The sequence below is a fragment of the Haloplanus salinarum genome (assembly GCF_024498175.1).
GTDB classification, from domain to species: domain Archaea; phylum Halobacteriota; class Halobacteria; order Halobacteriales; family Haloferacaceae; genus Haloplanus; species Haloplanus salinarum.
In genome coordinates this window covers 1,138,537-1,150,558 of the sequence record NZ_CP101823.1, presented here as the reverse complement: position 1 = coordinate 1,150,558, position 12,022 = coordinate 1,138,537, and the positions used below count along the sequence as shown (strand labels likewise).

The window sequence follows — 12,022 nt, the reverse complement described above, 5'->3', positions numbered from 1 at the left end:
CGGCTCTTCGACGGGCGCGGGTTAGTGGGTTTGGGTTCGGCCCGCTGGGCGGTCACGGGAGTTCGACGTCCCCCCGGCGGCCGTCGAGGACGGCGAACCGCTCGTCGCGCCGGCGCTCCAGCCAGGCGAGCAATCGCTCGGCCCAGATCAGTTTCCGGCGTTTCGTCGCGTCGAGGGACGGATCGTCGAAGTCCCAGCCCGGGAACTGCAGTCTCGCGGCGCCGAAGGCGTCCGCGAGGAAGGCGGCCCGGTCGCCGTCGGTGAAGCCGCCGTAGTTCGCAACCGGCCCGCGGGGTTCGGCCTGGGTGGTCGGGACGACGTGGTCGCCATCGAGACGTGGCACCCACTCCTCCACCGCGGGGACGTTGTCGCCGTGGGCGTGGACCGCCACGGGGACGCCCCCGCGGGTCAGGGTACGGGCGGTGGCGGGCGTCTTGTCGAGGTCGGTCACCATCAGGTCCACGTCGATGCCGTTCTCGCGGAGCGTCTTCGCGGCGGTGGAGGCGGCGAACACCAGGTCGGCGTCGGCCGCGACGCCCGACTCTTCGACGAGCGACGGTCCCGCACCGGCGACGGCGACGGTCGCACCCGCCACGGGGTCGAACCGTGACTCGTCGAAGGGCTCGACGAGCGTCGCGAGCGTGTCCCGCGCCCGTTCGTCGGCCACGCGAGAGTAGCCGAAGTCCGCGAGGATACGCTCGTAGACCGGGATCCACGTCCGGTAGTCCATTAGATAATAAGGTCACAGTAGCCGGATCGACACCAAGTACCCCTACCTGCGTGTCGTCCCGGCTTCCACGGTCCCGTTTTCGAATCGTGTGGCATAAGCTTTCTCTTAGTCCGAAGCGGCGCCGACGGCGTCGAGCGCCCGGTCCAGCGCCGCCGTCCGGCCGGTCGCGGCGTCGACGACGGCCGCGAGGTCCGCCCGTGTCCCGACGAGGAGCCGATGGTCGTCGTCCGGAGACCCGGCGACGGCGGCACCGGTCCCCGTCGCGGCGGACGTCAGGGCGTCGCGCTCGGCCGGGGAGAGCCCCCCGAGTTCGAAGACCCGGACCGTCCCCCGCCGGGCGTCCGTTCCGTCGGCGTCGAGACGGTCGAGGTGTCGCCGGAGCTCCCGATCGGTCGTCACGTCGAGTTCTTCGACGGTCACGTCGCCGTCGGTCGCCCGGACCCGGTCCCGGGCGAAGGCGTCGCCCACGACCGCGGCGTCGCGTGTCTCGGCGACGTCGTGGGTGCGGATGACGTGGGCGCCGCGCTCGACGGCCATCGCGGTGGCGGCGAGGCTCACGGGCAGCGCTTCCTCGGTCGAACGGCCGGCGAGGTCACGGAGGAAGTTCTTGCGGTTGATCGAGACGAGGATCGGACGGTCGAGGGCGCGGAACTCCCGGAGTCGGTGGAACGTCTGGCGGTCGTCTTCGAGCGTCTTCTCCTCGCTCCAGCCGCCGAACGCGGGGTCGACGACCGTCTTGTCGGTGAGCCCCTCCCGTCGCAGGGCGTCGTAGATGTCGTCGACCGACTCGACGGCCCCCGGGCGTTCCAGATCCGGCGGGCTGGCCATCTTCACGACCGCCACGTCGCGTTCGGCACAGACCCGTGGCATCGCGGGGTCGGCGAAGCCACAGATGTCGTTCACCATGTCGAAGCCGGCGTCGAGGGCCGCCTCCGCCACCTCGTGGTAGCGCGTCTCGATGGAGAAGACGGCGTCGCCGGAGACGCTCTCCATGGCGTCGACGGCGGTGTCGAGGCGGTCGAGTTCCTCCTCGGCGGAGAGCACCTCGAAGCGCTTGTTCGCGGATTCGAGCCCGACGTCGACGATGTCCGCCCCCTCGTCGATGAGTTCCTCGTCGACGTACGCGGCCGCCTCGCTGGCGTCGTCGAAGACGCTCGGCTCGTAGGGCGACTCCCGGCTGACGTTCAACACGCCCATGAGTCGCGGTGGGTAGTCGTCGCCGATGCCGAGGCCCGCGGCGTCCACGTTTCGCATGGGCCCCCTCGGGACCCGATCACCATATGCGGACCGGTCGGACCACCGAGACGCGCTCTTTTTATTTCCCGGAGCGCTACCCCCGACCGATGGCAAAGGTCAGTATCGGGCTTCGCGGCTGGCGCTTCGAGGAGTCCGACGTGTTCACCGACGAGGGGGAGTTCAAACCCCTCGACGAGATGCCGCCGGACACCCGCGACCGGCTCGTCCGACTCACCCGACTCGTCGACGAGCCCTGTGACGCCTGCTATCTGGTCCACGGCGAGGAGAACGTCTCGCGGTGTACCCCCGCGGCCATCGTCTACGGCGAACCCGGCGAGGAGGTCCTCCTCTGTGCGGACCACGAGGCCGACTTCCTCTACTGGTACCGGGAGGCCGGCGGGAAGACCCACCGCGGCGAGCCGACCTTCCGCGACGAGTTCCACGAGTGGTTCCACGGCGGCGGGCGGGCGCCCGATGGCTACGGCGGCCTCGAACACGTCGAGACCGACAGCGAGGCTCTCCCCTCGCCCCCCGATCCCGAGGAGATCAACCGACGGCTCAACGAGGAGTTCGACGGCCGGAAGATCGACCTGCGCGAGGACGATGCCGACGGCGACGCGGACGACGCGGACCTCGACCTCGACGACGTCGACCTCGGCGCCGATTACCCGTCGCGATGAGTCGACGGCGACCGGTGGTGGTGGTCGTCGACGCCGAGACGCCGGGGAACGTCGGCACCATCGCCCGCGCGATGAAGAACTTCGGGCTGACGGAGCTGAAACTGGTGAACCCGCCGGAACTCGACCCGGACGGGGAGGCGTACGGGTTCGCCGGCCACGCCCGCGAGGACGTGCTCCCGAACGCCGAGGAGATGACCCTCGACGAGGTGGTCGAGCGGTACCACACCGTCGGCTGTACGGCGATCACCGGCGAGGACAGCCGCCGACACGTTCGGTTCCCGTTCAAGACGCCGCGGGAACTCGCCGAGAGCCTGCGGACCGTCGACGCGCCGACCGCGCTGGTGTTCGGCCGCGAGGGCCGCGGCCTGGACAACGAGGAACTCGGACGCCTCGACGAGGTGTGTTCGATCCCGGCGAGTTCGGAGTACCCCGTCCTGAACCTCGGACAGGCGGCGACGATCCTCCTCTACGAACTCCGGGAGCTGACCGTCGAGGAGACCCAGCTTCCGGACGTGGAGCGCGAGCGGGCCGACGAGTCCGACGTCGAGCGGTTCCACGACTTCGTCGCGGAGTTCCTGGACGAGAGCGGCTACAAGGAGGTCAAACGCGACAAGACCCAGCGGCTGGTTCGGCGACTGGTCGGCCGTGCGCATCCCACGGATCGGGAGATCCACACGCTGCTCGGGGTGTTGCGGCGCGCGAGCGGTCAGTTGCGTCACCGACGGGAACTCCTCGCGGAGTACGACGAACCCGATCGGTGGTGACCGGCCGGGTGGCGGGCCCGTACCGCCGCCGATTCGAGGGCTCCGGTCGTCGTCGCGGGGAACCCGAGACTACGCCTTCGAGACGAGAACGAGCGCCTCGATGGCGAGGACCGTCTTCGTCCCGGCGGTCGTTTCGACGCCCCAGCGGACCACCCCGTACTCGTCGGTCTCCTCGTCGACGCCGTGGATCGACGAGTGGACCGTGAGTTCGTCCCCCGGGACCACCGGCGCGGGCCAGCGGAGTCGATCCAACCCCTTCGCGCCGACGGTCGCCGTCTCGGCGAGGAAGCCGTCGACGAACAGCCGCATCGACATCGCGCCGGTGTGCCACCCGCTGGCGATCAGGTTCCCGTACATGGAGCCGGCCGCACGGTCGGGGTCGGTGTGGAACCACTGCGGATCGTATCGCTCGGCGAACTCGAGGATCTCGGCCTCGGTGACCTCGTAGGTGCCGTACGACTCGCCGTCCCAGCGGTCGATATCGTCCAGGAAGACCGTCATCGGATCGGTGGTCGGCGGCCGGGGTGAAGTGCGTTCCCCTCGGCCCGGCTTCGGGTCGCCGTCTCGCGGCTACTCGCCGGTGTGCCCGCCCCGGTACCGTTTTGCCCGCCCGTCACCGACGACCACCACTCACTCGCCATGTCCCGACGGTTCGTCCTCGCGCTCCTGCTCGCCGCTCTCACCCTCACCGCCGGCTGCTCGTTCCTCGGGCCGACCCCCGACAGCTACACCAGTCGCTACGACTACAGTGTGGGTGTCGATGCCACGGCGACGCTGGAAGACGTGACGATCCGTGTTCCCGTCCCGCAGACGGACGGTGAGGCGACGTACGACGCGGACGTCGTCGCGCCGAACGGCACGGTCGAGGGCGTTTTCGACGCGACGGTCGTCGAGACGCAATACGGACCGATGCTGGAACTCACCGCGACGGAGTTCCCCGTCGAGACGCGCTACTACCGCCACGTCGAGACCGACGGCGTGGGCCGGATCGAGGAGATCAGCGAGGCCGAGTACGATCCCTCGAACCCCGACCACGTGCGACGTACCCGGCGAACGGTGAGCGTGAGCGTCACCCGATCGGCTCCCTACCCGATCGAGACCCGGACGCCCGTCGGGCAAGCGCCGACGTTCTACGAGGACGGTGCGGTGACACGGGCGTTGACGACGTGTTCGTTGCCGGACCGGGACCAGGCGACCTGTTTCGCATACGACGCCCCGGTGTACCTCTCTTACGACACGGACCGGAACGCGACCGTCTCCGGAAGCGTCGTGGTCGTGGGGGCGAACGAGTGGTTCGCCGGGGGATGGACCGGGAACAGTTACACGGACCGGGTGGGGTTCGACGCCAGCGGACCGCAGGACGGTTGGACGGCCGCCAACGGAACCACCGAGGTCGGTCGGGGGAACTACCCCTCGCCCGAGCGGTGAGATTCGGCGTGGCACGGCCGGTGCGTCGACACAGGTCGAGCGCGGTTCCGTCGCGGGGTCGACCGTCACGCCCTTGGGCGTCTGCCCGCGCATCCGGTCGAGGTTACGTGTCGGTGCCTCGGGGACGTCCGCCGGTTGGGGGGTCGGGGGACGGCAGTGTCACTCCCGGAGTCGGGCGACTTCCTCGCCGTCCCGCCGCTCGACCGCGACGAGGCCGTCGTCGTCGAGGTCGGCGAGCAACTCCCGGAGCCACTCCCGGCCGTGTTCGCCGTCGGGCGCGTAGTCGACGCGCACCTTCGGGCCGAGTTCGTCCAGCGGCATCGCCTCGCGATCCGAGAGGGCCGCGACGACCCGGCCGCGTTTCTGCCGTCGGCTCCCCTCGAAACTCGGCTGTGTCGGCACGTCGGGCGCGGTGAAATCCCCCGTCTCGTAGGCGTGACACCAGCGCCGCCAGGGACAGCCGGCCGCGTCGCACTTCGGCGTCTTCCCACAGGCGACGCCGCCGAGTTCCATGATGGCGTTGTTCCAGACCCGTGACTCGCCGGCGGGCATCAGTTCGCTCGCGACCCGATCGAACTCTTCGTCGTCGTCCTCGACACCGAACGCGCGGTAGAGCACCCGCTTGACGTTGGTGTCGACGACGGCGTCGCCGGCGTCGAACGCGAAACTCGCCACGGCGTTGGCCGTGTAGGGGCCGACACCCATCAGCGCCTCAAGATCCGCGGGGCGCTCGGGCCACTCGCCGTCGAACTCGTCGACGATCTGTCCGGCCGCCTCGTGAAGGTACCGCGCGCGGTTGTTGTAGCCCAGCCGCTGGTCGGACCAGAACGCGACCACCTCGCTCCGGTCGGCGGACGCCAAGTCGTCGACGGTCGGCCAGCGATCGAGGAAGGCCGCCCAGGCGTCGACGACGCGGTCGAGTTGGGTCTGCTGGCTCATCACCTCGGAGACGAGGATCTCGTAGGGATCGGTCGTCCGCCGCCAGGGGAACTCGCGGTGGTCCGTCTCGTACCACTCGACGAGCGCCGAGCGGACGGCCTCCAGCTCACTGTCCGCGGGGACGACGTCCTCGCTCATCGTCGGACGGTGGCGGTGCGGTTGCTTAGGCGTGCTGGTTCCTCCCTCCGAGACACCGTCGACGAACGGCCCGGTCATTCGACTACCGGAATCAGCCACACGAATGCGGGAAAGATTTACATATGCGAACGAAATTTCGAATAACGTTCATGGAACCAGAGAGACTGTTGGGTGCGCTTCGAAGATCGGGAATCGTCGAGGACGACGGCGGTTCGATCGAACTGACGGAGCCCTTTCACGAACGGCGCAGCGCCGTCCGGACGGAGCTGGCGGCAGGGAACGATCCGATCGACGAGCAACTCGTGGCGGCCTGTGCCGGCGTGGAATCCGACACGGACGCCGAGACTGCGGAGCGTCACCTCCTCGCGACCGCATCGGCGATCGGCCGGATGACCGACCTGTCGACGGATGCGACGGCCGCCGCGGCCATCGCGGTGAGGCGGGTCGAACGTTCCCCCGCCACGGACGGGGCTCCGGAGGGATTCACCGCCCTCCGCGGTGAGGAGGTCGGTGCGTTCCTCGCCAGCAATCCGACCGCAGTCCTCTACTTCTGGGGATACGACTGTGATCCCTGTGATTCGGTCCGGACGACGTTCGAGACGTTGCGAGCGAACGGCGCGATCCCCGACGACGTCGCACTGGCGGCCGTCTGTAGCGAGGACTGCCACGCGGCTGTCGGGGACCGCTATCAGGTCGCCGTCGTGCCGACAGTGATCTTCTGTGCCGACGGGCGGCCGGACTCGCGGATCGTCGGGATCGACAACCGGGCGGCGTTTCGCTCCGAGCTGGAGATCATCGCCGACGGGTGAGCCCCGGAGCGTTCCACTCGGGGTGGCGACGATCACGGGAAACCGCGGGGTCGTCCGCCGACTCCGGTCGTGACCGACGGGCCTTGAGACACCGGGACGGCGGCTCGGAGCGCGAACCGAACCCCGAGCGCCGTCCACCTCCTCGACGGCGAGTGCCGGCCCGATGGCGTCCCGGCGTGCGATCCAATATACTGGGGCCAATCGTTAATGTACTCTCTGGGCTCGGTTACCACGAGATGGTCTCCCAATATCTCCCCGAACGAGGCGAGGGATCTCCGATATGAAGTACGTCGACTCGCTGCGCCGATTGGGCCGATCGAGCTCCCTACGGAAGGTACGCGATCACTACCTGGTGCGGAACTTTCGTGCCGGGATCGGGGAACTCCTCTCGGAACGGATCACGAAGGTGGCGTTTTTCGTCGCGGTGTTCGTCCTGCTTCTGGGTATCTTCGGTCCGATGGTGGCCCCGTACGACTACGACGCCCAGCAGTACGACGAAAGCGGGGAGCTGGAACGACTCGAATCACCCTCGGTGTCACATCCGTTGGGGACCACGGAGCGCGGCAAGGACGTCCTCTCGCGGGTCCTCTACGGAGCACGTCCCACGGTGATCATCGGCCTCCTCGGTGGCGGAACCATGCTCACCATCGGTGCCACGGTCGGCATCACCGCCGGGTACGTCGGGGGTGTGGTCGAGAGCGCGCTGATGCGATTCACCGACTTCGTCTACGGCATTCCCTTCATTCCGTTCGCGATCGTCCTGTTGACCTTCTTCGAGACGGGGTTCTATACGGCCATTCTGGTGATCGGACTCATCCTGTGGCGGGCCATCGCCCGCATCCTCCGATCACAGGTGCTCCAGCTCAAGGAGCGACAGTACATCATGGCGGCCAAGACGAGCGGTGCGAGTACGCCACGCATCATCGCGAAACACATCATCCCCAACGTCGCGAGTATGGCCGCCCTGTTTTTCGCGATGGGTATCGGCCTCGCGATCCTCAAGCAGGCGGGACTCGCGTTTCTGGGGATGACCGATCCGTTCCTCCCGGCGTGGGGGACGATGATACGGAACGCCTACGACTCCGGGTTGGCCTCGGAGGCGTGGTGGTGGACGCTCTCCCCGGGAGCCATGATCTCGATAACGGTGCTCTCGGTGTATCTCATCGGACGAGGCTACGAAGCGACGGGTGGGCAAGACGCGGAACTCGGCTAACATCATGACGGAACCAGTTCTCGAAATCGAAGACCTGACGATCACGTACCGAACCGAAGAGGGCGAAGGCGACGTCCACGCCGTCACGGACGCGTCGTTTTCCATCGACGAAAACGAGTACTTCGGGTTGGTCGGGGAGAGCGGCTGTGGGAAGAGCACGATCGCGAAGTCGATCATCGGCGGTCTGGACGAGAACGGTGAGATCACTTCGGGGACGATCAAGATCCACGGCGAGGAGGTTCAGGACTACTCCGAGGCGGAGTTCAACGGATCCGTTCGGTGGGAGGAAGTCGCGCTCATCCCACAGGCGTCGATGAACAGCCTCGATCCGCTCACCCGCGTGAGCGACCAGGCGGTTCAGATCGCCCAGGCCCACACGTCGATGACCGAAACGGAGGTGCTCGATCACTTCGAGGAACTCTTCGAGGTCGTCGGGTTGCCCGAGAGTCGCATCCACGACTACCCCCACCAGTTCTCCGGCGGGATGCAACAGCGGGCCCTCATCGCGATGTCGCTCCTGTTGAAACCGTCGCTGATCATCGCGGACGAGCCGACGACGGCGCTCGACGTGATCATGCAGGACCAGATCCTCAAGCATCTCAACGAGTTGCGCGACGATTGGGACATCAGCATGCTGCTGATCACCCACGACATCTCCGTCGTGTTCGAGAACTGCCAATCGATCGCAGTGATGCACGGGGGCCAGGTCGCGGAGACCGGCGAGACGGTGGATATCTTTCTCGAACCCCGGCACCCCTACACGATCCTCCTCCAGCAGGCGTTCCCGGACATCCGCGATCCAGACAGCGAGTTGAGTGTCATCGAGGGGACACCACCCCAGTTGCGAGCGGCGGTCGATCACTGCACGTTCGCCGACCGGTGCCCCTGGAGCGTCGAGGAGTGTCGTGCGGGCGCACCGCCGCAAGAATCGGTCGAGGACGATCCGACCCACCGCGTGGCGTGTATCCGCAGTTCGGAGATGACCGAGCTCGCGGCCGACGAACTCCAAAAGCGGGAACGATACCGCTCGGAACGGCGTGACGAGCACCCCACGACGCCACAGGGAACCAACGAGGGCGAACCATGAGTGCCGACGACCCGGTCCTCGAGCTCCGAAACCTCAGCAAGCATTTCGACGCGGCGTCGGGTCTCCGCGAGAAGGTCACGAACCAGCTCCTGCGGCGGGAGAGTCCGAAGATCCGTGCCGTCGACGACGTCTCGCTGTCCCTCTCGGAGAACCAGGTCCAGGGGGTGATCGGCGAGAGCGGCTGTGGAAAGAGTACGCTGTTGCGGACGCTGATCGGTCTGTACGAACCGACGGGCGGGGAACTGGTCTTCGATGGGCGATCCACGGCCTCGTTCGACAAGGAGGACTGGAAGGAGTTCCGGCGACGCGTTCGGATCATCTTTCAGGACCCCTTCAACTCGCTCAATCCGAAATTCACGGTCAGGAACGTGCTGAGAGAACCCCTCGCGATCCACGGGTTCGACGACAAGGAGGAACGCATCCGACGGACCCTGGAACGGGTGGAACTCGACCCGCCGGAGCAGTATCTGGATCGCTACCAGCATCAACTCTCCGGCGGGGAGAAACAGCGCGTCTCGATCGCACGGGCGCTCATCACCGAGCCCGACGTCATCCTGGCCGACGAGCCGGTCTCGATGTTGGACGTCTCCACCCAGGCCGCAGTCCTCGAACTACTCGACGACCTGTCGACGAACCTCGGCGTGTCGATGGTGTACGTCTCCCACGACCTCTCGACGGTCTCCTACGTCTGTGACCGTGTCAACGTGATGTACCTCGGACGGGTCGTCGAGCGCGCGGACACGAAGGATATCGTCGGGGACCCGAAGCATCCGTACACGCAGGCGCTCATCAAGGCGATTCCGGTCCCGGACCCGCTCCACGACCGGGAGCACACGGAGCTTCGCGGCGAGCCGGGCGATCCGGTCGATATGCCCGTGGGGTGTCGGTTCAAGGATCGATGTCCGGAGCGAATGGAGATCTGTGACCAGAAACCGCGGTTCGTCGACCCCGACGCGGACGAACACCGCGTCGCGTGTCACCTCTACTACGATCACGACGACCATGATAGCTCGATGGATCCCACCCCGGCACAGGTCGATGACTGAACGTCCCCGCGGGCGCGACGCCGAGCGACCGGCCCATCCACGAACGGAAGGTTCAACCCAATGAGTCAAGCAAAATACATTCTCAAGCGAACCGCCATCACAGCCGTACTCATCTATCTCGTCGCCTCGGCGCTCTTTCTGTTCTTCCGGTTCATGCCCGGGAGCTACTCGAGCATCATGCTCCAGCAGGGACTCGGTCCCGAACAGATCGCGGTGCTCGAACGGAAGTGGGGGCTCAACCAACCCCTCCACGTACAGTATCTGAACTACATCCGCAACATGCTGTCGGCCGACGTCGGCCAGTCGTTCGTCTACGGGACGAACGTGTGGGAACTCGTCCGCCCGCGTATGCTGAACTCGTTCATCCTGATCGCGCCGGCGGTGACGGTCTCGTATCTCGTCGGCGGCGTGCTCGGCGCCGCGATGGGGAACAACCGCGGAACGCGCTTCGAGAAGTACGGCATCGTCGTCGTCTCCACGTTCAAGACGGTGCCGGTCTTTCTCTCCGGGATCATCCTGCTGACGATATTCGCCTCGCAGTTCGACGTCTTCCCGTCTTCCGGGATGCTCTCCACCGAGACGACCCGAGCGCTGAGCGGCCAACCCTTCTACGCGATGTTCGGCACGGCCGACTTCTGGATGCATTACTTCCTGCCGTTCGTGACGGTGATGACCTTCTTCATCACGCTACCCTCGCTCATCATGCGAACTAACGTGGTCGAGACCCTCGGACAGGACTTCCTGTACTACCACCGCATCACCGGTCTCAACCGGTCGCTCAAGTTCAAGAAGCTGATCAAGCACGCCTCGCTCCCCGTCATCACCCTCTATCCGGTCTCCATGACGCGTGCGCTGGGCGGGATGGTGCTCGTGGAGGTCGTCTTCAACTGGCCGGGGATCGGAAAACTCCTCGTGGATTCGGTTCTCGCCCGGGACTATCCGGTCGTCCAGTTCGTGTTCATCGTCGCCGCGATCTGGGTCATCATCGGGAACTACGTCATCGACATCCTGTACAGCGTCATCGACCCGCGTGTCGCGATCAAAAGCGAGGAGTGACCGCACCGGACGGCGAAGCCGACGAGCGATAGGCCGTTCGCCACGGACGGGACGTGTGTCGTGGGATCCCGTTCCCCGGAACGCCTACGTATTGATGAGTTGGGGCGACCGACCGTCGTCGTCGTCGGCGAACAGTCGCGTACCGACCTCGGTCAGGATCGTGTTCTCCGCCTTGCTGAGATGCTCCCACACCGTCGTCTGGTGGAGGCCGATCTCCTCGGCGAGGTCCTCGAGGGTGGTCTTCTCGTCGTCCGAATAATATCCCGATTCGAGCGCCGTCTCGAAGACCGACTGTTGTTTCGTCGTCAGCTTCGACAGGACCGTCGAGTACTCGAAGGACTCTATCGGCTCCCCGTTCCCGATCTCGCGAATTCGGTATTTCTCTATCGAGTTGTCGTTGGCCTCGACGTCGTCGATCAGCCGTGTCACGTCGTCGAACTCGTCGGTATAGACGATCCAGTGTTCGATGCCCCTGCTCACCGGAACCACGCCCCGATGATAGAACTGGTTTCGCTGAACCAGCGTCGAGATGCTCGGATTGTCCTCGTCGTATTCGATGTGAGTCGTGATGTACCGTGTCTGACTCTGCTGACCGAACGTGTCGATCATGATCGACCGGTCGTGGTCGCCGAACCGGGTCACGAACTCCTCGATCGCGTCGGCCCTGTCGCTTCGAACCCTCAACAGGCGTTTGCCGTCCCCCTCGTCCGACCTCCGTGTTCGTGCGAGGTTTTGCAGATGCACGTCCGGGCTGTGGGCGGTCGTATCGGAGATCGGGCATCCGGTGTGTCTAACGGCGATCAGTATCTCCCACATCAACCGTTCCTGGTGTCTGGGGTATTTATCGATATCGATTCGGTGACCAAACAGTTGATTTTTTGCGGATCAATTACCCT

At 66.1% G+C, this 12,022-nt stretch carries 13 protein-coding genes; 8 read left to right on the top strand and 5 right to left on the bottom strand.

Annotation, left to right across the window (positions count from 1 at the left end; all coding sequences use genetic code 11):
* Positions 1-52 precede the first annotated feature (52 nt).
* Both NO364_RS06075 and folP read right to left on the bottom strand, forming a co-directional pair.
* Positions 53-730, bottom strand: a complete 678-nt coding sequence (locus tag NO364_RS06075) for a 6-hydroxymethylpterin diphosphokinase MptE-like protein (RefSeq protein WP_257628791.1) — start codon at positions 728-730, stop codon at positions 53-55.
* A gap of 105 nt (positions 731-835) precedes the next feature.
* The gene (gene folP / locus NO364_RS06070) at positions 836-1,984 is read right to left on the bottom strand and encodes a dihydropteroate synthase (RefSeq protein WP_157688517.1); all 1,149 of its coding nucleotides are present in this window, start codon (positions 1,982-1,984) and stop codon (positions 836-838) included.
* Between the two features lie 89 nt (positions 1,985-2,073).
* Between folP and NO364_RS06065 the strand changes: the two genes are divergently transcribed.
* A complete protein-coding gene (locus NO364_RS06065; RefSeq protein ID WP_157688516.1) occupies positions 2,074-2,646 on the top strand; it encodes a DUF8114 family protein in 573 nt (190 codons plus the stop codon).
* Positions 2,643-3,410 (top strand): RNA methyltransferase, encoded by a 768-nt coding sequence (locus NO364_RS06060; protein ID WP_157688515.1) that lies wholly within the window; start codon positions 2,643-2,645, stop codon positions 3,408-3,410. The genes NO364_RS06065 and NO364_RS06060 overlap by 4 nt, the downstream gene beginning before the upstream one ends.
* A gap of 69 nt (positions 3,411-3,479) precedes the next feature.
* On the opposite strand, the gene NO364_RS06055 is transcribed toward NO364_RS06060, so the two are convergent.
* Positions 3,480-3,911, bottom strand: coding sequence for a MaoC/PaaZ C-terminal domain-containing protein (locus NO364_RS06055; protein ID WP_157688514.1), 432 nt, complete (start codon positions 3,909-3,911; stop codon positions 3,480-3,482).
* Between the two features lie 138 nt (positions 3,912-4,049).
* On the opposite strand from NO364_RS06055, the gene NO364_RS06050 reads away from it, so the two are divergent.
* Positions 4,050-4,838, top strand: a complete 789-nt coding sequence (locus tag NO364_RS06050; protein WP_257628790.1) for a hypothetical protein — start codon at positions 4,050-4,052, stop codon at positions 4,836-4,838.
* A gap of 159 nt (positions 4,839-4,997) precedes the next feature.
* On the opposite strand, the gene NO364_RS06045 is transcribed toward NO364_RS06050, so the two are convergent.
* The gene (locus NO364_RS06045; protein WP_157688512.1) at positions 4,998-5,915 is read right to left on the bottom strand and encodes an HhH-GPD family protein; all 918 of its coding nucleotides are present in this window, start codon (positions 5,913-5,915) and stop codon (positions 4,998-5,000) included.
* Positions 5,916-6,064: 149 nt separating this feature from the next.
* On the opposite strand from NO364_RS06045, the gene NO364_RS06040 reads away from it, so the two are divergent.
* From NO364_RS06040 to NO364_RS06020, 5 genes are all read left to right on the top strand, one after another.
* A complete protein-coding gene (locus tag NO364_RS06040; RefSeq protein ID WP_257628789.1) occupies positions 6,065-6,724 on the top strand; it encodes a thioredoxin family protein in 660 nt (219 codons plus the stop codon).
* A 280-nt stretch (positions 6,725-7,004) separates the two neighbouring features.
* The gene (locus tag NO364_RS06035; RefSeq protein ID WP_257628788.1) at positions 7,005-7,937 is read left to right on the top strand and encodes an ABC transporter permease; all 933 of its coding nucleotides are present in this window, start codon (positions 7,005-7,007) and stop codon (positions 7,935-7,937) included.
* Between the two features lie 4 nt (positions 7,938-7,941).
* Positions 7,942-9,024, top strand: coding sequence for an ABC transporter ATP-binding protein (locus NO364_RS06030; RefSeq protein ID WP_157688509.1), 1,083 nt, complete (start codon positions 7,942-7,944; stop codon positions 9,022-9,024).
* Complete coding sequence (locus NO364_RS06025; protein WP_257628787.1) at positions 9,021-10,070, top strand: oligopeptide/dipeptide ABC transporter ATP-binding protein; 1,050 nt, start codon at positions 9,021-9,023, stop codon at positions 10,068-10,070. Before NO364_RS06030 ends, NO364_RS06025 begins: the two co-directional genes overlap by 4 nt.
* Before the next feature lie 60 nt (positions 10,071-10,130).
* A complete protein-coding gene (locus NO364_RS06020; protein WP_257628786.1) occupies positions 10,131-11,126 on the top strand; it encodes an ABC transporter permease in 996 nt (331 codons plus the stop codon).
* An 84-nt stretch (positions 11,127-11,210) separates the two neighbouring features.
* Here NO364_RS06020 and NO364_RS06015 read toward each other — a convergent pair whose 3' ends face one another.
* On the bottom strand, positions 11,211-11,810 hold the full coding sequence (locus tag NO364_RS06015) for a helix-turn-helix domain-containing protein (RefSeq protein ID WP_257628785.1): 600 nt from the start codon (positions 11,808-11,810) through the stop codon (positions 11,211-11,213).
* Positions 11,811-12,022: the final 212 nt, after the last annotated feature.

Bases quoted from the DNA above. Each gene is read 5' to 3' on its own strand.
- NO364_RS06030 (WP_157688509.1), top strand. From the start codon at position 7,942: ATGACGGAACCAGTTCTCGAAATCGAAGACCTGACGATCACGTACCGA.
- NO364_RS06075 (WP_257628791.1), bottom strand. From the start codon at position 730: ATGGACTACCGGACGTGGATCCCGGTCTACGAGCGTATCCTCGCGGAC.
- NO364_RS06045 (WP_157688512.1), bottom strand. From the start codon at position 5,915: ATGAGCGAGGACGTCGTCCCCGCGGACAGTGAGCTGGAGGCCGTCCGC.
- folP (WP_157688517.1), bottom strand. From the start codon at position 1,984: ATGCGAAACGTGGACGCCGCGGGCCTCGGCATCGGCGACGACTACCCA.
- NO364_RS06065 (WP_157688516.1), top strand. From the start codon at position 2,074: ATGGCAAAGGTCAGTATCGGGCTTCGCGGCTGGCGCTTCGAGGAGTCC.
- NO364_RS06035 (WP_257628788.1), top strand. From the start codon at position 7,005: ATGAAGTACGTCGACTCGCTGCGCCGATTGGGCCGATCGAGCTCCCTA.
- NO364_RS06040 (WP_257628789.1), top strand. From the start codon at position 6,065: ATGGAACCAGAGAGACTGTTGGGTGCGCTTCGAAGATCGGGAATCGTC.
- NO364_RS06060 (WP_157688515.1), top strand. From the start codon at position 2,643: ATGAGTCGACGGCGACCGGTGGTGGTGGTCGTCGACGCCGAGACGCCG.
- NO364_RS06025 (WP_257628787.1), top strand. From the start codon at position 9,021: ATGAGTGCCGACGACCCGGTCCTCGAGCTCCGAAACCTCAGCAAGCAT.
- NO364_RS06055 (WP_157688514.1), bottom strand. From the start codon at position 3,911: ATGACGGTCTTCCTGGACGATATCGACCGCTGGGACGGCGAGTCGTAC.
- NO364_RS06050 (WP_257628790.1), top strand. From the start codon at position 4,050: ATGTCCCGACGGTTCGTCCTCGCGCTCCTGCTCGCCGCTCTCACCCTC.
- NO364_RS06020 (WP_257628786.1), top strand. From the start codon at position 10,131: ATGAGTCAAGCAAAATACATTCTCAAGCGAACCGCCATCACAGCCGTA.